Source organism: Methanococcoides mangrovi (genome assembly GCF_052057775.1).
GTDB lineage: Archaea > Halobacteriota > Methanosarcinia > Methanosarcinales > Methanosarcinaceae > Methanococcoides.
Genome location: NZ_CP195121.1, coordinates 1,502,525 through 1,522,184 on the forward strand (window position 1 = coordinate 1,502,525; position 19,660 = coordinate 1,522,184).

Annotated in this window: 18 protein-coding genes; 7 read left to right on the top strand and 11 right to left on the bottom strand. The window is 45.5% G+C overall.

Features of this window, described 5'->3' with window-relative positions; genetic code table 11:
* Positions 1–170: 170 nt before the first annotated feature.
* Complete coding sequence (putP, locus tag ACR3I3_RS07630) at positions 171–1,661, bottom strand: sodium/proline symporter PutP (protein ID WP_440951669.1); 1,491 nt, start codon at positions 1,659–1,661, stop codon at positions 171–173.
* 444 nt (positions 1,662–2,105) lie between these two features.
* On the opposite strand from putP, the gene ACR3I3_RS07635 reads away from it, so the two are divergent.
* A complete protein-coding gene (locus ACR3I3_RS07635; protein WP_440951670.1) occupies positions 2,106–3,719 on the top strand; it encodes a SulP family inorganic anion transporter in 1,614 nt (537 codons plus the stop codon).
* 262 nt (positions 3,720–3,981) lie between these two features.
* Positions 3,982–5,040, top strand: coding sequence for an exonuclease/endonuclease/phosphatase family protein (locus ACR3I3_RS07640; RefSeq protein WP_440951671.1), 1,059 nt, complete (start codon positions 3,982–3,984; stop codon positions 5,038–5,040).
* 271 nt (positions 5,041–5,311) lie between these two features.
* Here the strand turns inward: ACR3I3_RS07640 and ACR3I3_RS07645 are convergent, their stop codons facing one another.
* Positions 5,312–6,244, bottom strand: coding sequence for a hypothetical protein (locus ACR3I3_RS07645; RefSeq protein WP_440951672.1), 933 nt, complete (start codon positions 6,242–6,244; stop codon positions 5,312–5,314).
* 255 nt (positions 6,245–6,499) lie between these two features.
* Here ACR3I3_RS07645 and ACR3I3_RS07650 point away from each other — a divergent pair, with 255 nt between their 5' ends.
* On the top strand, positions 6,500–7,669 hold the full coding sequence (locus ACR3I3_RS07650; protein ID WP_440951673.1) for an ABC transporter permease: 1,170 nt from the start codon (positions 6,500–6,502) through the stop codon (positions 7,667–7,669).
* Positions 7,670–7,774: 105 nt separating this feature from the next.
* Here ACR3I3_RS07650 and ACR3I3_RS07655 read toward each other — a convergent pair whose 3' ends face one another.
* Positions 7,775–8,710: a UbiA family prenyltransferase gene (locus ACR3I3_RS07655; protein WP_440951674.1), complete on the bottom strand. Its 936-nt coding sequence runs from the start codon at positions 8,708–8,710 to the stop codon at positions 7,775–7,777.
* Between the two features lie 233 nt (positions 8,711–8,943).
* Here ACR3I3_RS07655 and ACR3I3_RS07660 point away from each other — a divergent pair, with 233 nt between their 5' ends.
* A complete protein-coding gene (locus ACR3I3_RS07660) occupies positions 8,944–10,245 on the top strand; it encodes a phenylacetate--CoA ligase family protein (RefSeq protein WP_440951675.1) in 1,302 nt (433 codons plus the stop codon).
* An 85-nt stretch (positions 10,246–10,330) separates the two neighbouring features.
* Positions 10,331–11,179, top strand: a complete 849-nt coding sequence (locus ACR3I3_RS07665) for a methanogenesis marker 8 protein (RefSeq protein WP_440951676.1) — start codon at positions 10,331–10,333, stop codon at positions 11,177–11,179.
* Between the two features lie 102 nt (positions 11,180–11,281).
* Here the strand turns inward: ACR3I3_RS07665 and ACR3I3_RS07670 are convergent, their stop codons facing one another.
* From ACR3I3_RS07670 to ACR3I3_RS07690, 5 genes are all read right to left on the bottom strand, one after another.
* Positions 11,282–11,680 carry a formylmethanofuran dehydrogenase gene (locus ACR3I3_RS07670; RefSeq protein WP_440951677.1) on the bottom strand — a complete coding sequence of 133 codons (399 nt, stop codon included), beginning with the start codon at positions 11,678–11,680 and terminating at the stop codon, positions 11,282–11,284.
* Positions 11,680–12,924: a formylmethanofuran dehydrogenase subunit B gene (locus tag ACR3I3_RS07675; protein ID WP_440951678.1), complete on the bottom strand. Its 1,245-nt coding sequence runs from the start codon at positions 12,922–12,924 to the stop codon at positions 11,680–11,682. Before ACR3I3_RS07675 ends, ACR3I3_RS07670 begins: the two co-directional genes overlap by 1 nt.
* A gap of 18 nt (positions 12,925–12,942) precedes the next feature.
* Positions 12,943–13,401: a (Fe-S)-binding protein gene (locus tag ACR3I3_RS07680; protein WP_440951679.1), complete on the bottom strand. Its 459-nt coding sequence runs from the start codon at positions 13,399–13,401 to the stop codon at positions 12,943–12,945.
* A 67-nt stretch (positions 13,402–13,468) separates the two neighbouring features.
* On the bottom strand, positions 13,469–13,765 hold the full coding sequence (locus ACR3I3_RS07685) for a ferredoxin-thioredoxin reductase catalytic domain-containing protein (protein WP_440951680.1): 297 nt from the start codon (positions 13,763–13,765) through the stop codon (positions 13,469–13,471).
* 33 nt (positions 13,766–13,798) lie between these two features.
* A complete protein-coding gene (locus tag ACR3I3_RS07690; RefSeq protein ID WP_440951681.1) occupies positions 13,799–14,206 on the bottom strand; it encodes a thioredoxin family protein in 408 nt (135 codons plus the stop codon).
* A 364-nt stretch (positions 14,207–14,570) separates the two neighbouring features.
* On the opposite strand from ACR3I3_RS07690, the gene ACR3I3_RS07695 reads away from it, so the two are divergent.
* Both ACR3I3_RS07695 and ACR3I3_RS07700 read left to right on the top strand, forming a co-directional pair.
* Positions 14,571–16,574 (top strand): ATP-binding protein, encoded by a 2,004-nt coding sequence (locus tag ACR3I3_RS07695; RefSeq protein WP_440951682.1) that lies wholly within the window; start codon positions 14,571–14,573, stop codon positions 16,572–16,574.
* A gap of 124 nt (positions 16,575–16,698) precedes the next feature.
* Positions 16,699–16,899 (top strand): hypothetical protein, encoded by a 201-nt coding sequence (locus ACR3I3_RS07700; protein ID WP_440951683.1) that lies wholly within the window; start codon positions 16,699–16,701, stop codon positions 16,897–16,899.
* Between the two features lie 69 nt (positions 16,900–16,968).
* Here the strand turns inward: ACR3I3_RS07700 and ACR3I3_RS07705 are convergent, their stop codons facing one another.
* Genes ACR3I3_RS07705 through ACR3I3_RS07715 form a run of 3 tightly spaced genes read right to left on the bottom strand, consistent with a single transcriptional unit; the run spans position 16,969 to position 19,618 of the window.
* A complete protein-coding gene (locus ACR3I3_RS07705) occupies positions 16,969–17,364 on the bottom strand; it encodes a Mov34/MPN/PAD-1 family protein (RefSeq protein WP_440951684.1) in 396 nt (131 codons plus the stop codon).
* 40 nt (positions 17,365–17,404) lie between these two features.
* Positions 17,405–18,817, bottom strand: coding sequence for a TIGR00297 family protein (locus ACR3I3_RS07710; RefSeq protein ID WP_440951685.1), 1,413 nt, complete (start codon positions 18,815–18,817; stop codon positions 17,405–17,407).
* A 51-nt stretch (positions 18,818–18,868) separates the two neighbouring features.
* A complete protein-coding gene (locus ACR3I3_RS07715) occupies positions 18,869–19,618 on the bottom strand; it encodes an NAD-dependent protein deacylase (RefSeq protein ID WP_440951686.1) in 750 nt (249 codons plus the stop codon).
* Between the last annotated feature and the right edge of the window lie 42 nt (positions 19,619–19,660).

A 19,660-nucleotide genomic window follows, 5' to 3' on the forward strand; every position in this document is an offset into this window, starting at 1 on the left:
TTCGCAGAAGCAAGTCACTAACTTTTTTAGTTTACCAGATGGCTTGTGTCCTTTCAGATCCTTAGTGACCGAATAGGAAACAGGCCATTTGGTTGAAAAAGCCGAAAAGAAAAGAATAAAGCCAAAAAAAATTCGACTTCTCTTGTTGTAATATTTTAAAATTTAAAAGTTCAGACTGATTGCTGAACTCTCTCAAACTCGTCCTGTATTTCCTGTTCCGGCTCCTCACCAAATCTGGTGATCAGCATTATCGCAATGCTGGAAAGCACAAATCCCGGTACGATCTCGTAGAGGTCGAAAATGCCTCCTGAGAGCTGTTTCCATACGATAACCGTGATACCACCAATAAGCATTCCTGCAAGAGCTGCATTCCTTGTCATCTTCTTTGAGAAGAGGGAGAAGAGGATAGCAGGTCCGAATGCTGCACCGAAACCGGCCCATGCATAAGCCACCAGGTCAAGGACAGAGCTTTCCGGGTCAAGGGCGAAATAGTAGGCAAGCAAGGAGATGGCGATTACTGTAAAACGTCCCATCCAGACAAGTTCCCTCTGGCTGGCGTCTGACTTGAAGAGCAGTGTGTAGATATCTTCTGTAAATGCGGATGCTGCCACAAGCAACTGTGAGTCAGCAGTACTCATTATGGCTGCCAGGATGGCTGCCAGCATTATTCCTGCAACTACTGGGTGGAAGAGGCTGTTGACCATCACCATGAACACGGTCTCGCTTGTTGCTCCTGCAAGGAACTCCGGGACATATGCCCTTCCCACAAGACCGACGATAACCGCAAATGCCAGTGAGACGGTGACCCATGACATTGCTATTGCACGGGACTGCTTTATTTCCTCAGGTTTGTTGATGGCCATGAAACGCACAAGGATGTGTGGCTGTCCGAAATAACCGAAACCCCATGCCATGAGGGATACGATTGCCATAAGTGAGATCACACTTCCGTCTGATCCTGTGAACGGACTCAGGAGACTTGGGTCGATGGTCCTTATCAGATCGGTTGTTGAGGAGACACCTCCAAGTCCGTTCATGGCTGACAGAGGCACAAGTGTAATTGCAAGGATCATAAGCAGGCCCTGGAAGAAGTCTGTCCAGCAGACAGCCATGAATCCTCCCATGAAAGTGTATGAGATGATAACAAGCACTCCGATAGTAAGTGCTGTAATGTATTCCACACCGAAGACCGTGCTGAAAAGCTTGCCACCGGCAACGAATCCGGAGGATGTGTAGAAGAGGAAGAATATTAGAATGAAAAAGGCTGAGATGGTTCTCAGGAGCTTGCTCTTATCGCGGAAACGGTTCTCGAAATATACTGGAATGGTGAGGGCATCGCCTGCTTCACTGGTGTATTTTCGAAGTCTTTTGGCTACGAACTTCCAGTTAAGGTATGTTCCGATCCCCAGACCGAGTGCGATCCATATCGCTTCCATTCCTGCAAGATATGCATAACCGGGTAATCCCAGCAGCAGCCAGCCGCTCATGTCGGATGCCTGGGAGCTCAGGGCGGTTACCCATTTGTTCAGTTTCCTGCCACCAAGGATGTAGTCTGACAGGTTCTCGGTCCTTCTGTAGTAATAAAAACCGATGGCTAGCATAAAAAGCAGATATAATACAATTATGATCGCAACACTCTGGTTTCCGGATGTCATCTCCATTAATGTTTTCTCCTGCGGACATGTTGTCCTTGAATTTGGTTTGGGATACAGGGTTTTTAGTTATTAATGTTATGATTTTTTATTGAGAGCTTTTAGAAACCCCTTTTCTCTTTTTGAGACCTGATCTGTGTCAGACCTATATGTTGCAAAAATGTTCGTCCCAAAAACTATATACGCCATTAGTATGTTTAACGCGACCAACCGACTGCATTCAAAAAATTAGCAATCGGTGATGGAGCCCGTGGAAATTCTTGCATCAGCTATCCGGTTAGTATGCTCTGGTCATCAATAACCACAGGTTTGGTCCTTGTATCCTGAGTCATTTCTATGCCGGTCTGGTGCTTTTTTCTGCTTCGTGTTTCAGAATCAACAATCTAACACATTTAAAGACTTGATCTAATGATAAAAGAACATAAAATCAGAACCTACTTTGAAGAATAGTTTTTGAGCGACCTTAAAGCAGGTTTCATCACGGCTGTTGTAGCGCTTCCGCTTGCGATCGCATTTGCCATAGCATCCGGCGTAGAACCTGTGATGGGACTTTACACTGCGATTATTGCAGGCATCCTTGTATCCTCTTTTGGTGGTTCACGCTACTCTATATCAGGCCCTACCGGGGCCATGACCGTGATCATCCTATCAACGGTAAACGCTTATGGTGTGGAAGGACTGTTACTTGCAGGATTCCTGGCAGGTCTGTTCCAGATACTCTTTGGGATCATGAACCTGGGTAAAGTTGTGAAATATATTCCCCTTCCTGTGATATCCGGATTTACAAGCGGTATCGGTGTTATCATCCTTATCGGCCAGCTGTCCAATTCCTTTGGTCTTGTGCTGCCTGCACGTGAACACGTATGGGAAACGATCTATGATGTATTCACATCCATTGGTATGGCAAACACCACTGCGTTACTCATCTTTGGAGGTACCATTGTCCTGATGCTGCTGCTTCCAAGACTGTTGTCAGGATACAGATACCTCAATAACGTCCCTGCATCCATCATCACGCTGATCATCTCAGTGATAGCTACGTATTATTTCCATCTTGATGTCCCCATAGTCGGTGACATCCCTGGCAATATTCCGCAGTTCCACATGCTCAACTTGAACCTTGAGCTTATGTATACTGTCCTTCCTGCAGCTTTCACAATAGCTTTGCTGGGAGCCATAGAATCACTTCTTTGTGCAGTGGTCTGTGATGCAATGACAAACACAAAGCATAACAGTAACAGAGAGCTCATCGGTCAGGGTATTACAAATGTCCTTCTGCCTTTCTTTGCAGGTATTCCGGCAACAGCCGCAATTGCAAGAAGTGCGGTTAACATCAGGGAGGGTGCCAGGACCCATATGTCAGGTATCATACATTCCCTGGTCCTGTTCGCAATACTGCTGTTCTTCGGCCCCGTCGCAAGGTACATCCCCAAAGCCTATCTTGCAGGTATCCTTATACTGGTCTCTGTCAATATGATCAACATAGAGGAGATCAGGACCACAATGAGGATCAGCAAGATGGATACCCTTGTCCTGCTCTCCACATTTGCACTGACGGTTCTGACTGATCTCGTATTTGCCATTCAGGCAGGAATGTTCCTTTCCATAATACTGCTGTTCATAAGGCTGACGAACATAATCGACATACATTCCATGGAGAACTATGACCCCTCTGAAGGCATCAATGCCACGATAACTTCGGACCCCTATCTCAGTGAGAACGTAGCCGTTTATACGATAAACGGTCCGTTCTTCTTCGGTGCGATGAACGTATTCGAACACAAGGTCGATGAACAGATCAAGATGAGCAAAAAGTACATAGTGATCAGAATGCGCTATGTTCCTTTCATCGATACAACCGGAATCGAAAGGCTGAAAAGCTTCATCTCGATCCGTAAGAAAATGGGTCAAAAGGTCTGCCTGACAAGCGTCCAGCCAGCAGTCATGTTTGCTCTGGACTCTGACCATGATCTTACTGAAATGATAAAGGAGAAGGATGTTCTTGTATTCAGCAGGACACAGGAAGCTCTTGGTTACCTGAAGTCCGCCAGGAAGGGTGGAAATTGAAACGGATATACAAATTGAGTTTTCATCCTGTTATCCCTGAACTGCTTTAATGTAGAGATCGGAGTTGAACCCGAAGTAATGTACTACCTATCTAAATAAGGAATTATCCGGGTGGATCGAGGTCAGTTTCCTCGTCCACTCACTTTGCTTTTTCGATTTTCTGAGAATTGACCTGAAATGACAAAGCCTTCTTCTGCATATTTAATAACTTTAATATAATATTATATCACAAAATCTATACTTCCATAAATGGGGTATAGAAATGCTGAAAAAAACAATACTTATGTTATTTTTGTCAATATTCCTGCTATCCTCCGGTTGCACGGATCCCTCAGGTGACCTCGCTGATTCTGTGGAAGAGGTGGCTACAACTGCGGTCGAGATATCAGGTGCGATCGGAGAGATCGAGAGCGAACTGAGTGAACTGGAAATCATCAACGATCCTAAGGGTGCCGATATTTCCATTCCTGATATAACTGGTACGGGGGAAAATGCAGTCGATAATGTTGGAGAGGCCTCAGGAAACGATGTATCCCTGTCTGATGCGGAAGACCTCCGGATAGGTGCATTCAACATACAGGTGTTCGGTGTGACAAAGGCATCAAAACCGGATGTCATGATGGTCCTTGCAGACATCGTCCGTACCTATGATATCATCGCTATCCAGGAGATCCGGGATTCATCCCAGACCGCACTTCCTGATCTTGTGGATCTTGTGAACAGCGATGGGTCCCAATATGATTACGTCGTAAGTGAACGCCTTGGGAGGACTTCCAGTAAGGAGCAGTATGCTTATGTCTATGATACTACGACGGTTGCGTTAACAGGAACACCAGAAACATATCCTGAGCCCGAAGGTACCGATCCGTTCCACAGGCAGCCATATATCAGCTCATTCAAGTCAGTAAATGGCGATTATGACGTCGTCCTTATGGTGATCCACACCGATCCGGACGAGGCAACGGAAGAGATCAATGCTCTTGACGATGTCCTGGGGTATGCACAGCTGTCCTACCCTGAAGAAGAGGACTTTGTCATTATGGGTGACTTCAATGCTGATGGCAGCTACTTCGATGAAGATTCTTCAAATGATCTTGATAGCTATTTCTGGCTTATCGATGATAGTGTTGATACCACCACAAAGAGCACCGATTATACCTACGACCGGATAGTCCTGACAGATACTTCCGACCTTACCGGAGGATCAGGTGTTTTCAGGTATGACCTTGAATACGGTCTCTCCGAGGAAATGACAGTTGCTGTTTCAGACCATTATCCGGTCTATATGGAGGTCAGTTGTGAAGGTGACAGTGACCTTTGAGCATGAACTGTGATCGTTATATGTTGCAGTTAATTGAGTATTGGTATTGAACAATTCATGTCTGAAAAGTGATGGGAGATTCTCATCACCTATATTTTTCTTTTAACCATGCCTATTTTTCAGCTATCTGGGATCAGGTCCGAACAATGATCGTGACATGGATGTAGGTAAAAAAGAATACGGAAAATAAAACTACCAATTAGATGAAAATTGGTAGTTTTTTGCATTTGGTCAATTTGAGTATATCTGTAACTGCTTATTGGTATGCCGATCAGGCCGTAAGGTAACTCATGATCATGCCCACGATGATCAGAACGACAGCACCCACTACCCAGAACTTGATGATCTCGCCCATTGGCATTTTCATTGCCACCGATTCTGAAATACTGCATTGTGGAATTGCCTGTGGAACAGCTGTTGAATATGATGTGGTTGGTTGTGGTGAAGGTGCTGCAGAAGGTGCAGGTATGCTTGCTGGCCTTTCTGAAACTGGTGTTGTTACTATCTGCTCCCTTACCGGAGCTGCTGCCTTTACTTCTGTCTTTTTCTCGACGACAACGGGTTCCGGTCTGGTCCTTACAGGGGTCTCAGGTTCGATAGTGGTTGCAGAGGTTTGTTCCTCCATTTCATCCAGCTCTTCAACTATCACATTTGCTTCCGGTTGGGTGAATGTTTCTGAAAATGTGCTGAAGGACCCTTCGTTCCTTTTTGCTTCGTTCTCCTTTGCGATCTCGAAGACAGCCCATTTATCATTGTTCTGATCGGATATCACAGAGCCGGTTTCCGGTCCGCTCACAGGTGTGTCGAAGTCACCAATGTCATTCATATCAGGGGTTGAGAAGACGTTTTCTTCCATGAAAGGTTCGTTATTTTCTTCTTCTGCGAACATCGTGTCAGAGTTAAAACTATCGGAACCAAACGAATTGCTTTCTGTATAAGTTTCGGTACTCTGGCTGAATGCCCCGGACGAACTCTCGATATCATCTGCCCTTGCACGGCTTCCCATGGCAGCATCGATCATACCAAGCTCTTCCTGTGCGTCTGCAAGAAGCCTCAGTGCCTGTACGTTCTCAGGCTCTATTAACAGGCATTTTGTGAAATACTTCAATTTTTTATCCAGGCTTTTTGTCTGCACACCAAGATCGAACCAGTTCTTAGCACTCTGGTCTTTTTGTTTATCCTTTAGATTATTTATAAAACCCATCTGATTACCTCTAGGACAGCCCTCGTCATACTTCCCCTCTTCATGAAACTCGTGGAAATACCTGCCCATTATTATAATATTTGAAAACTATAAATATATGTGCCCTGATAAATGTTGATCCCCGCTTAACCTTGTCCTGATGATAGACCATCTATTTAGTTCCAGAACAGATAAGGGTAATACAAACAGATATTAAGCCGGAGCCGGTAATATATTAACAGCAACAGGCAGAGCGCCTGTCAGTGGAGGGTTCTTTTGTTCGAGTTCAGCATAGCGATGCGCCACATAAACTCACGCCGGCGACATACTCTGTTCTCCCTCATCGCCGTTGCACTGGCAGTTGCTACTATAGTTGTCCTTATGTCAATGATGTCAGGAGTTCAGGAAGAACTTATCGAGATCACCATTGAGAACTCACCTCATATCGTTGTCAGTTCCGGGGCAGGCGATGATGAGGACCTGCATCTGTATAGGTACATGATGGATGTGATCCTGCAGAAAGAGGGGGTTGTTGCAGTATCTCCCTATCTTTCGGGGCAGGCGGCCCTGAAATATAAAGACAATGCTGAAGGGGTGCTTCTTAAAGGTATAGAGCCGGATGCCGAAGAAAGGGTCATGCGTGTCAGTGAGGATATTGTCGCTGGCAGTTTTGCAGACCTTGCTTTTTCAGGGCAGGGTATCGTCCTTGGAGATGAACTTGCTGAAAATCTCGAAGTAGGTGTGGGGGACAAAGTTGAGGTTATATATCCGGGATCTCCTACAAGATCTCTCAAGGTCGTAGGGATCATCAATACAGGTACTGCCGGCGATGGAAGTCTTGCATATGCAAGCCTCGGGACCATGCAGGATTTTTTCCGAAAGGACGGGGTTGTGACCTCTATCGGTGTAAGGGTGTCAGATCCCTATCAGGCAGAGAGTATTGCAGTATTGATCGAGGACGAGACCGGAGCAGATGCGGTCAGCTGGACCGAGACCAACAAGGAGATACTTGACCTGCTTAATACACAGGCGGTCTTCGTCTGGATCTTCTATGCACTTATTTATGTGATCGCAGGTTTTGGGATAGCCAACACCCTCATCACAGTGGTGATGGATAAGAAAAAAGAGATCGGTATGCTTATGGCAATGGGTGTTTCCAGGAAGAGCATAACGTCAATATTCCTTTTTGAATCACTTGTCCTCGGAGCATCCGGTGTGATAGTGGGCTGCATAATAGGATATTTCGCATCTGTGGCTATAGGTGCCTATGAGCTTGAACTTCCAAGCGAGATGTACCTTGGATTGACCACAATGCCGGTGAAGATCGAGGTCGTGAATTTCATCTATGCTGCAGGTTTTGCATTTATATTGAATATCATTGCAGGAGTCTATCCTGCAAGACGTGCTTCAAGGCTCGATCCGGTAGAAGCAATTGAGAACGACTGAGACTTTTTCGCTGAATAACATATCGTTTGTGGATCTGCTATCATGGCCTGTGGGGTGGGGGATCACCATAGCCATTAAGGCTATGATGGTCATGTTCCTGCTTAGTCAGAGAACGTTCGTTGCCTCTGAGATATATGGGGCCATACGTAAGAACATTGATCCTGAGAAGAGCAGGATGAACCAGATGAAAGGCTCTCCGGCTGCAAGGAGGTAGTTCTTGTGGTCCTTTCTGGACCTGTCTACTTTGTCCAGATAGTTCTGTGCATAGAAGATCACCGGTACCATCATCAATGCGATGTATGGTATGGCTCCGATGTATGCTTCGAAAACAAGCAGTATGGCGGTTATGAGGTTGATCCCTGTCAGTGTCATAAGACCTTTCCTGTATCCGTAGATCGCAGGGAATGTGCGAAGGCCTTTCTTCTTGTCACCTTCGATGTCCCTTATATCAAAAAGGATCTGGATACCGGTCATTCTCAGGAATATGAATAAAGAGATGATCAGTGCTTCTGTTGTTATTGGATATGAGTAGTATATGAACATAACATACACAAGTATTGCCCAGACCATTGACACGAAGATGTTCTTGAATGCCGTTATCTTTTTCGTGAGACCCTTAAAATATGCTTGGTATGTCACTCCGAGTATAAGAATGGCGAATCCGATGAGCATGTTCGGGATATCGCTATAGATCACATAAATTGAAGCAATAGAGACGATGGAGCCGTATAGGATCCTTGTTATTGTCTTTGAATCATTTTGTTGGAAATATCTTGCGCGTGTTGAATTTGTTTTCTCGTCATCTTCTGTTCCATTGAAATAGTCATACAGGTAGATTATGTAGAACATCAGGTAGATTATGACCAGGAAGTCCCATGTTACAGGAATCTCGAAAAGGATCGAGCACATAAATGCGACACAAATAGCACCAAAAGCAAAAATATGTCCTCCATATATGAAATCAGTCCACAGTCCTTTTATAGCATCCAGAGCTTCTCCAAATATACTTCCGTTTCCAGTTATGTTGCATACTTTGTTCATGTTTTCCCTCGATCTATTAATTCGTGGTCACAAAGTAGCAATATATGAACATCAATTAAGTTTTATGTCAATAAAAATATATTTTATGTATGCATAATTTCTTATATTATCTCAAAATAGTTTTTTGGGGAACGTAAAAAAACACGATCTCTGGCATATATCCACATACTTGTTTGATGATAGGAAATAATTTAAAGATTGAATCCAATCAGACCTGAAAAGGTGATCATCTCATGAAATACTGGCAGCCAAAATTTGAAACAATGAATCACGATGAACTTCGGGAACTGCAATTGAAGCGCTTAAAGAAGACGGCTGCTGCAGTCTATGAAAATGTTCCTTTCTACAGGGAGAAGTTCGATGCTCTTGGCATAACACCTGATGACATTAAGACCCTTGATGACATCAAGAAACTGCCTACTACCCGAAAAACTGATCTTCGTGACAACTATCCTTTCGGTCTTTTTGCTGTTCCGAAAGAAGAGATCGTCCGTATCCATGCATCTTCAGGTACAAGCGGTAAACCTACTGTTGTCGGATACACTGCAAAAGATATCGAGACCTGGGCAGATATGATGGCCCGCAACTTCACAATGATCGGTCTTGATGCAAGTGATGTGTTCCAGAACGCTGTGAACTATGGTCTTTTTACAGGTGGTCTTGGTTTCCACTATGGTATTGAAAGGCTTGGTGCCATGGCAGTTCCAAGCGGAACAGGAAATACCGTCCGCCAGATCGAGATGATGCAGGACTTTGGTGTAACTGCTATTCACTGTACTCCTTCTTATGGCCTTTACCTTGCAGAGACCGTCAGGGAAATGGGCGTTGCAGATAAATTATCATTGCGTGTAGGCTGCTTTGGTGCAGAACCATGGTCTTCCAGCACAAGGAAAGAGCTTGAGGATGCTTTCCACATAAAGGCTTACGATTCCTACGGACTTTCCGAGATGATGGGTCCAGGTATCGCTTTTGAATGCCAGGAGCAGGACGGTCTCCATATCTGGAGTGATCACTATTTAGTAGAGATCCTTGACGAGAATGGTGAAGAGGTGGCAGAAGGTGAAAAAGGAGAGATCGTTCTAACTTCACTAACAAAGGAAGCTCTTCCTGTGATCAGATACCGTACAGGTGATATTGCCAGACGCCTGAAAAGCGAGTGTCCGTGTGGTCGTACCAGTGATCGTATCTCAAGGATCCTCGGAAGGGCAGATGATATGCTTATCGTTAGGGGTATCAATGTCTTCCCATCCCAGATCGAGGATGTCCTTGTAAAGATCGACAAGATCACTGACCAGTTCGAGATCTATCTTGACAGGAACAAGAAGAAGCTGGATGAGATAACTGTAAGGGTCGAACTCGATGAGGATGCTTTCACAGGTGAGATCGGTGACCTCGCAGCAGTGAAGAAGGTCGTCGAAGGCGAACTCAAGAGCGTCCTGAACATCAGGGCCAATGTCGACCTTGTGGAAAAGGGAACCATCCCGAGAAGCACAGGCAAGGCAAAGAGGGTCTTTGACAGAAGGGAAGCTATCTGATCCCTTCTTCATCTCCCAAAAATTTCATATTATTTTTCAGTACCTGTTATTTCAGAATATTTCGTAAGGTTTCAGAGGTTATATCATGCCACATGTAATGGAGATCCTTGGAAAGACAAGGGTTGTAGTCGAGGATGGAAAGGTTGTAGAGGTCGGGGAGCCACAGCTTAACTGGTGCCCTCTTTTTGAAAAGGCCAGAGGCATTAAGGAGATCACCCGGGAGGCAGTAAAGGAAAATATGGAGTTCCGAATAAGAGATTTTGGCCTTTTCACTCCGCAGCGCAAACTTGAGATGGATGTCTTCGTAGGCTTTGGTGCTTCTGAAGTAATGATGACCGGCCTGAACCGTGATATGCTGGACACCACAGTAACCGTTTGTGATGGTGCAGGTACTGTTATCACAAATAATCCTTCCCTGGTTCAGGGAATGGGTGCAAGGATCTCTGGTCTGGTGGAGACCGAACCTATTGATGGGATCATCAATGGTATCGAGGCGAGGGGTGGAATAGTCCTCGATCCTTCAACTGCAGTTATTGATCCTGTGGCTGGTGTCCTGAAGGCCAGCGACCTGGGATTCAAGAGGATCGCTGTCACTGCTGTGGATCCTGATACTGCGAAAAAACTTCGTGAGATCGAGAAAGAGCATGATCTTGAGCTGCTGATGATCGGAGCACATACAACTGGTCTTAGCAGGGAAGACGCCCTTGAGATCATCAAGTATCTTGATATCATTACTTCCTGTGCCTCAAAGAACATACGTGACGAAATTAAGCCTCTGGCACAGGTGGGAACTGCAGTGCCTTTATTTGCACTCACTCAGAAAGGAAAGGAATTATTGCTTGAACGTGCCAAGGAAGTTGAAAGTCCGATACTGGTGAACACTATGGCACTGCCGGTACTTCCTGAGAAAAAGCAGCCGAAAGATCTTGTCTGAGATCTTTTTCGGCAAATTATTTTTTATAATTACTGACGATCACCGTCAAAATATGGGGGATCAGGTATGAGATAGCATTTCTCACATTCCTGAAATTCCTTCTCAGAGATCAAAAGAGGTTATCTTCTCGTCCTTTGCATCAGAGATGGTTGCAATTATCATCTTGAACTTCGGGACTCCTGTACCATCGGTGTCAGCAGATACAAGTGCGTTAGACCACGGGCTGTTGACCATATATCCAATGCCCTCGTGTGCTTCCTCGTATTCTGAAGGTTCCAAGGTAACAACGACTCTGCCTGAGCTGTTCTTCAGGACAGCCCTGCCTTTGGCTTTAAGTCCCATCTTCTTGATGTCGCTCTCGTCCAGCTTTATGACAGCTGAACGGCTGATGTAATCCTCTCCGCCTCTTGAGGATTCAAGGGCGGTGTTCTGGAATATATCCCTGTGGGTTATGATCCTTATGTCATATTCAGGGGTTGCAAGAAACTGGCCAAATCCCATTATAGTGCCTCCATGATGCGATCAAGTATCTCTTCATCGCTCAGTTTGTCCGTAGTGACCATCGGTTTGATCTCGACTTCGACACCATCCATCCTTATGGCAGTGCCTCCACATTCAGAACCACTTGTGGCAGAAGCTATGGAAACCTTTGCTTTTGACGATGTCATGGTCATACACGGATCTATCGTGATCACGGGTATGCCGGATAGTTCTTTAGCTATACTTCCGGGGAGGCTTGACATAGGGTCAGAACCAATCACAAGTGCTGCATCCACGCTCTTTGTTCTCAGCAGTTCAACAATCGAGCACTGTGGACCATGTTCGACAACGTTTTCCCCGAACTTTGAACGGTTGATGTATCCTGTATCCTCATGCAGGTTGTGGTCAAATCCGCGCATGTTGAACTGGCCGACCATTGGTATGAGATGGAAGTTGGAGACCTCGTTGAGCTTTTCCATAAGCCTGACGAGAGGTTCGACATCCGGGAGGGAATAGATGAGTCCCAGGCCTACGCAGATGGTCCCGAACTTCGCTTTCTTCAGAAGGTTTGCAAGCTCAAGTATCTTTTTAGGTCCCATTCCGAAGGAGACCTTCGGGACCTTTCCTGACAATGCAGCGATGAGTGCATCGATCAGTTCTTCATCTGCCTGTGGCGGGATCTGGTAAAACTTGTCCCCGCATATGATAGCTGTGTCTGATTTCCTTACATCGATGCAGATGGCTGTCCTGTCTTCTTCCCAACCACGTTGCCTTTCCTTTCCACGGGGGAAATATGTGTATTTTGAAAGATGCCTTGGATGTGAGTTTGAAGGGTCTGCGCCCCAATAGACTATAACATCACTATAGTCTCTCACTTCTTCCAGTGTGCAGGTCTTTATCCTGTCACCAAGTAGGGCTTCAATGACAGGTCCCTGACAGAAAGATGAGGTGTCGTCGATATATGCGTTGATCTTCTTTGCGATATCGATCGCTTTTTTTTGGGCACCAGTAGTTGAATTTCCCATTCCGAAGATCAGTGGCTTGTCGGCATTTCTTAGTATACCTGATGCTTCATTTATGGCATCATCTATGCTGACTTTGTTGCCGTCTATCATGCATTCGGCAGGTTTTGCACATTCCTTGAGGCGGGCTACACCTTTGAGGCAGGCATTGTTTACTTTTGAGATCTCTCCGTCGTTGACCTCTATTTCTATATCGTCACAGAGAAGTGCACAACCTGTGCAAACGTAATATTCGTGTTCCACTTATCTCACCACGCAGTTTCAGACGAACTCTATTGCTTTTGTAGGGCATGTTACGATGCAGCCGTTGCACATGATTCTGTTCTTGCCAAATCGACGGCACTGGTTCACATTGGAGAGGCGAACGACACCGTCTTCCACGCGAAGGATCACATTTTCGCTGGTGGGTGCCTTTCCTGAGCCGGCACCGTGGGGATCTTCCGCAACATTAACAGGGCAGGCGACAACGCAGTTTCCGCATCCGATACATTTGTCCTCATGGACGATCATTCCAGATTCCGAGGCCTCGCCTGCGGGTTTGATCATTCCTGAGAGCTTCTCATAGTTCTGTTTGAACTTGTCATCTTTCAGGGGCGGGCAATCATCTACTGTGACCTCTCTTGAAAGAAGGGCAGCTGCAAAGGCCATGCATGAGGCTTTTCCACATTCCTTGCAGTTGGTTTTTGGGAGGAGCTGGTATATCTCCAGTGCATTTGTCATAGGTTCACCTGATCAAATATTCTGAAATCAATAAAAGAACATGGAAGATACCGATCTGACCTTCCTTTTAGTCTTCTTTTTTATCTTCCTTTTTAAAGAAAAGGTCGCAATGGCATGAGCCATCAGTTTCGATCTCGTCCTTGTGGTATATGCATGGACAGATGATCTTTTTGTCCTCGACCTCATCACCTGTCACGATCCTGCAGGGACAATAGTTCTTTCCATGAGTATCCTTGTTCCTGGCTATTCCTTCCAGAACAAGGTCCCTCATCTCTTCATCAGGGTTAAGCATGTATCCTGCTTTATCTGCATATTTTGATGTCCATGAATGGACATCTTCTTTAGTGGTCTTTTTTTCGCTCATTTTTCTCACTCTGGACCCGGAGGATCTAATTCGTTATTCCAAAAGGCTTTCCAGCTTACTTTTTAGTTTATCTTCTTCTGTAAACCCTACCACGTTTGTAACCAGTTCCCCGCTCTTAAAGAATAAAAGTGTTGGTACGCCAAGGATCTTGAACTGCTTTCCTATTTCTGGCGAATTCTTAAGGTTCACTTTTACGAACTTTATCTTTCCATCGTATTCTTCAGCCACTTTTTGGAATATGGGTGCCATCTTCTTGCATGGGGGGCATGTGTTGGTGAAACAGTCAACTACAACAGGTATGGCTGAACCGATCACTTCATTTTCGAATGAGGCTGTGTTTATCTCGTAAAGGTTCGTACTGATCTCCTCTACTACCGGTTCATTGCTTTTAGTTGAACTCTCTTTTCCGAACAGGTTGCTGATAAAGTTTCCCAATCCCATATATTACACCTTCTTGTTACAGTTCCGATCTTAAGGTAAAGTCTTTTACAGATAGATTTGCCATAAGTCTGGAATGATCTCAATGTCTGCTGGAATTCCATTATTTGTGCTACAAGTTACAAATAAAGCATATCTGAAAGTACATATCTATTTCGATATTGACAAATCAGGAAATCCTGACATTTTTTAGCAGACAGTCGATTAAATTTCAAAGGAATCTATAAGTTTACTATGTAGTTATTCCATCATAAAAGTAACTACTATATGACATTTCGATATTTCATATTCTTTTATGCACGATAAAAAAGTTTATAAAAGTTAATTGCATAAAAAACAAGATAATTTTAGTGGCACATTTAACTAAATGGGAGAGAGACTGACGTCATACGAAAAAACCAGGTCCATTGATATTGTTCTGGATTCAATATTGTCAGGTGTAGTGGTAATTGACAGCGAAAACAATGTTATATTAGATATCAATGAGACAGCCGCCGAAATGATCGGTCTTCCAAAAGAAGATATTATAGGTAATGTGTGTCACAATTTTATCTGTCCTAATGAAGGGGGTTTCTGTCCTTTATCCCATCCGCACAGCGTAATGGACCGATCGGAATGTTTTCTTCTTGATCATGAGGGTAGTTTGGTACCCATACAAAAGACTGTCCGGAAGGTTGAGGTGGATGGGCATATCTGTCTGGTTGAAAGCTTCATGGATATCTCGCAACATAAAAATGCAGAGAAGGACCTTCTAATTAAAAATAAGGCAATCGATTCATCTATCAATGCTATAGTTCTTTCTGATCTCTGTGGTAGAATTACTTATGTAAATCCTTCTTTCCTTGAACTGTGGGGTTATTCTCATAAGAATGAGGTTCTTGGAAGATCTATTATTGAATTCTGGCAGGACAAAAGTAAAGCAGAGGAGGTTAATGAGGTCCTCCTTTCTGAAGGCAGGTGGGTTGGGGAACTGGTCGGCAGGCGAAAGGATCGTACAGATCTGTCGGTGACATTATCTTCCAACGTTGTAAATGATGAAGCCGGGGATCCTCTGTGCATTATGGCCGCTTTCGTTGATATCTCTGAAATCAAAAAAGCAAACATGCTGGTCAACAGGAAACTTGAGATCGAAAAGACCATTGCAGCTATTTCATCCATGTTCATAGCTTCAAGGGATCTCGACCAGGAGATCGATCAGGCCCTTGAGAATATATGCAGCCTGTGCGGTTGCAGCAGGAGCTATATTTTCAGGTTCAGCAGCGATGGAACAAGAATGAGCAATACTCATGAGCACTGTCCTGAAGGCGTGTCTGCGCAAAAGGATAATCTTCAGGACCTTCCGGTAGAAATGTTCCCGTGGTGGATGAGCAAACTGCGTAATGCCGAATCGATCCACATTAAAGATGTCTCACAGATGGGTGAGGAAGCATCTGAAGAAAAGGCAATACTTGAGATGCAGGGTATAAGGTCGCTTATAGTTCTGCCTCTTTATATGGCCGGAGAGCTTACCGGATTCGTTGGTCTGGACAATGTTACTAATACAGGGGAATGGGATGAAGAGGATATCAGGATACTCTCAACGGTATCCCAGATTATCGGACTATCTCTTGAACGAAAGAAGGCTGAAGAAGTCCTTATGAATGCCAAACTTGCTGCCGAGAGTGCGAACATGGCAAAGACGGAGTTCATTGCAAATATGAATCATGAGCTGAGGACTCCTCTGAACTCCATCATTGGCTTCTCCGATTTCCTGTGCAGTGAGAACTCTGGTCCTTTGAACGAGACACAAAAAAAATACCTATCAAACGTAATTGTGAATGGGAAACACCTTTTAGGCATCATCAATGACCTGCTTGATCTTTCAAAGATCGAAGCCGGCAAGATGGAGCTTTTCCCGGAGGAATTTGTTGTTACCAATGCTATCAATGGTGTCAGGGCCACGATGATGCCTCTTGCAAAGAAGAAGAACATCGACCTGAAATGTAACATTGATGTTGCGGATCCAATTGTTGTGGCGGACATGCTGAAGTTCAAGCAGATCCTCTATAACCTCGTCAGCAATGCTATCAAATTCACGGAACATGGTGGTTCTGTTACCATCGGGGTAAGCAGGCCTGGTGAAATGGTATCTGTTTTTGTGGAAGATACGGGTCTGGGCATATCTGAAAATGACCTGCACAAATTGTTCGATCCTTTCAGCCAGGTGGATTCATCGACCTCCAGAGAATATGGCGGAACCGGCCTTGGTCTTGCGCTTGTGAAGAATTTTGTTGAGATGCATGGTGGTGAGGTCCGGGTTGAAAGTGAAGTCGGGAAAGGAAGCAAGTTCAGTTTTACTCTACCTCCCGGGGAAAACATCAAAAAGGTCTGATCTTTAATTTTGATCCTTTTGTTCTCTCGCATCTTTTTGAGCTACTTTCAACAATAAATTTGAAATCCTGCAACCTATCCTATATGTTTCATTTAAATACTATCAGATATTAGAAGATGGCATCATGTCAAAGAGCAATATCTCCAGAAGACAGGCACAGTATGCAGGCTACCTCCTTTTCATCCTTGCTTTTGTAGCAGTGGGCTTCCCGCTTATGGCACCTCTTGGTTTCAAGATGCTGATCCTCATACCTGCGGCCTTTGCAATTGGAATGATAGGCTTCTGGCTCGGTGGCTTTATTCACAAGAAGATGCAGGAAGAGTAAGTTCAGAGTTTATACTTACTCATTTGATATTTCTATCTTCTATTCCTATATCCGGTATACGAAAAAAGATCAGATGATCTCCGGCTCATCCAGTTCCACATCCAGTACCGGAAGATCTATAGGCTCCCCATCGGCATTGTAACATTGCCAGCTGTTCTCATCATAGGGTGCTCCTACAATGATATGGTGACTTCCTGTCTTCCCGAAAAGCCGGAGGTCTGCCTTTGAAGGTGTTATGATGGATCCGGGATGGCTGTGCACCGATCCCACGGACGAGACATTCGGCATCATGAAAAGCTTGATGACCGCGTTCTGGTCACTGGATTCTGTTCCGGGAAGAATGAGGACCTCGGTGATCACCCCCTCTTCTGCCTGAAGCAGCCCTGCAAACTCGTTCGGGGCCGAGGATCTGCTGACACTCAGGATGAACTCAAGAGTTTCACGTGCAATGCCTTTGACTTTCATAATAAGAAATTGATGTGGAAGATAATATAGTTTTGCAGGATCAGAAGAACATCATGTAAAGTCCTGCGGATACAATGGCACCTGCGAAGGTTGCCACGAAATTGACGCCGCTGTTGGTCAGCACTCCCCTGCTCTGGAGGGTGGCACCAAGGAGACTGTCAATGTTCGTTCCAAGGAATCCTCCTGCGATGGTTATTGCAAGGGCACCGGTGATGTTGTCCACCATTCCAAAGGCCACTGCAAGGATGGCGATGACAGCTGATCCTCCTATTGAGGACAGCTCACCAAGCAGGGTGACCCCGCCATCGACACCTGTCTTGACAGGCCTGAGGTTTGTGATCATCCTTGGCTTCTGGTTGGATGTGGTTCCGATCTCACTGGCAAGGGTGTCCCCTGCAGCGGTCGCCACGGTTCCGAGGTATGCGAAGATGATAAGCTCGCCGTATTGCGGGTAGATCCCGTATGCGATCGCCAGAATAAGGGCTGCGGTACTGTTGCTGAAAACGTTCTCATAGGTTCGGACACCGCCCTTCCCTTCTGCGATCCCCATGGATTCCTTGAGCTTGTACTTGTACTTGGTGAACATGCCTCCGAGGATGAAGAATGTAAGCAGCAGGACGAACCAGTAGATGTTGCTGAACGCGATGATGAGTACTCCGATGAGGGTGGCGCTCAGGGATGCGGATATGTCCGCGATCTTTGCATAGTATGCAAGGTAGCCCAGGAAAAGCGCGAACGCAAGGGCGAATATGATCTGCTGTGCGGGTATGGAGTATCCGAAGGAGACGAAGAGCCACATTGCCATTCCGGCGCCAAGTGGAATGGAGATGTTCTGGTCTATCTTTGATGGTATGGATTCGAAAAGTGCGGCTGTTATTGAACCGATAACTGCTACGAAGAACACGAGGTTGTAGGATATTCCGGAATCCTGCCAGTAGACGATCCAGGCACCGGCCAGTGATGCGACGATAATTCCTGTGATAAGCATTGAGATGCTTGATGGAATCAGGTTCAGGCTGTTGGGATCATCCTGAAACTTCTTCGAAGGATAGTCGTTGTTGGTGAGGTTGATATACTTCGATCTCATGTGGCAGCGAACGATTGTGGCAACTCCCAGTCCCATGGTGGCGATGCTGACCGTCTGCCCTATCACAAAGAGCGGATAGGTCGCAGAGAAGAAGTTCAGTACGAAACTCACCAGCAGCAGTATGAAGATGGATACTGCCAGATATTGAGGCGACCGTATCCTCAGCATGGGCTCGAAAGCACTTAATTTGTGCGGCCTGACTTCAAGGTACCTGAGTGCTATAAGCAGGCCGAAGAACAGTGCGATAAGGACCTCCCAGCTTACGAATGGGAACAGCAGGAACAGGAACATGAAGGCAAAGGATAGTATCAACTGCCCGTGTGCCTGCGGTTCAGCCTGAGTAATGTGGTCCGGTATCAGTTTCATATTCATCGTTTTTGGATTATATATTTCTTCAGCTCTTTAAGCTCTATTCGTTTATATATGTTCTGAAATTCCAAGCCCCATTTCCTCATCCAGATACCTGAAGACCTCCGCAAGGTCATCATACCTCTTAATTGCATAATCGTCCAGCGGAGTCGGCATGTTGTTAACGATCACAAGCTCTCCCCCGTGATCGAGTGTATACAAAGGAAGCGAAGCCGCCGGCTGGACCACCAGTGTTGACCCCAGGACGATAATGAGGTCTGCCCGGGAGCTCTCCTTAATGGCCTTTTCGATCACATCATGCTCAAGCATCTCCCCATAGAACACAACATCCGGCTTGATCAGTCCCCCGCATTCGTTGCACATGGGAACCTCCTCCTTCTCAAGAAGCCCCACAACATCCTCAAAGGAATACTTCTTCCCGCACGCAAGACAGGTATGCTTTACCGGAGACCCGTGAAGCTCAATAACGTTCTCAGACCCCGCCTTCTGATGCAACATATCGATGTTCTGCGTCATCACTGCCTTAACGATCCCTCTCCTCTCAAGCTCTGCCAGCACCTTATGAATGATGTTCGGCTCCTTCCTCTCAAGATCATATATCAGTTCCCTGGAATGCGTGTAAAAATACGAAGGGTCCTCGTTGAAGTGGTCTATTGAAAAGATAAGGTCCGGATCGAACTTCTTAAAGATCCCGTCCTTCCCCCGGAAGTCCGGTATGCCTGAAAGCGTGGATATCCCTGCGCCGGTGAGGATGACGCAGTAGGTTGAGTTTTGGATGAGGGTTAGGAGTTCTTGCATGAGTTAAGGTGGGGTGGTTATGGTATTTATAGGGGGGAGGTT

Bases quoted from the DNA above. Each gene is read 5' to 3' on its own strand.
- putP (WP_440951669.1), bottom strand. From the start codon at position 1,661: ATGGAGATGACATCCGGAAACCAGAGTGTTGCGATCATAATTGTATTA.
- ACR3I3_RS07640 (WP_440951671.1), top strand. From the start codon at position 3,982: ATGCTGAAAAAAACAATACTTATGTTATTTTTGTCAATATTCCTGCTA.
- ACR3I3_RS07645 (WP_440951672.1), bottom strand. From the start codon at position 6,244: ATGGGTTTTATAAATAATCTAAAGGATAAACAAAAAGACCAGAGTGCT.
- ACR3I3_RS07655 (WP_440951674.1), bottom strand. From the start codon at position 8,710: ATGAACAAAGTATGCAACATAACTGGAAACGGAAGTATATTTGGAGAA.
- ACR3I3_RS07660 (WP_440951675.1), top strand. From the start codon at position 8,944: ATGAAATACTGGCAGCCAAAATTTGAAACAATGAATCACGATGAACTT.
- ACR3I3_RS07665 (WP_440951676.1), top strand. From the start codon at position 10,331: ATGCCACATGTAATGGAGATCCTTGGAAAGACAAGGGTTGTAGTCGAG.
- ACR3I3_RS07670 (WP_440951677.1), bottom strand. From the start codon at position 11,680: ATGGGATTTGGCCAGTTTCTTGCAACCCCTGAATATGACATAAGGATC.
- ACR3I3_RS07680 (WP_440951679.1), bottom strand. From the start codon at position 13,401: ATGACAAATGCACTGGAGATATACCAGCTCCTCCCAAAAACCAACTGC.
- ACR3I3_RS07685 (WP_440951680.1), bottom strand. From the start codon at position 13,765: ATGAGCGAAAAAAAGACCACTAAAGAAGATGTCCATTCATGGACATCA.
- ACR3I3_RS07690 (WP_440951681.1), bottom strand. From the start codon at position 14,206: ATGGGATTGGGAAACTTTATCAGCAACCTGTTCGGAAAAGAGAGTTCA.
- ACR3I3_RS07695 (WP_440951682.1), top strand. From the start codon at position 14,571: ATGGGAGAGAGACTGACGTCATACGAAAAAACCAGGTCCATTGATATT.
- ACR3I3_RS07700 (WP_440951683.1), top strand. From the start codon at position 16,699: ATGTCAAAGAGCAATATCTCCAGAAGACAGGCACAGTATGCAGGCTAC.
- ACR3I3_RS07705 (WP_440951684.1), bottom strand. From the start codon at position 17,364: ATGAAAGTCAAAGGCATTGCACGTGAAACTCTTGAGTTCATCCTGAGT.
- ACR3I3_RS07710 (WP_440951685.1), bottom strand. From the start codon at position 18,817: ATGAAACTGATACCGGACCACATTACTCAGGCTGAACCGCAGGCACAC.
- ACR3I3_RS07715 (WP_440951686.1), bottom strand. From the start codon at position 19,618: ATGCAAGAACTCCTAACCCTCATCCAAAACTCAACCTACTGCGTCATC.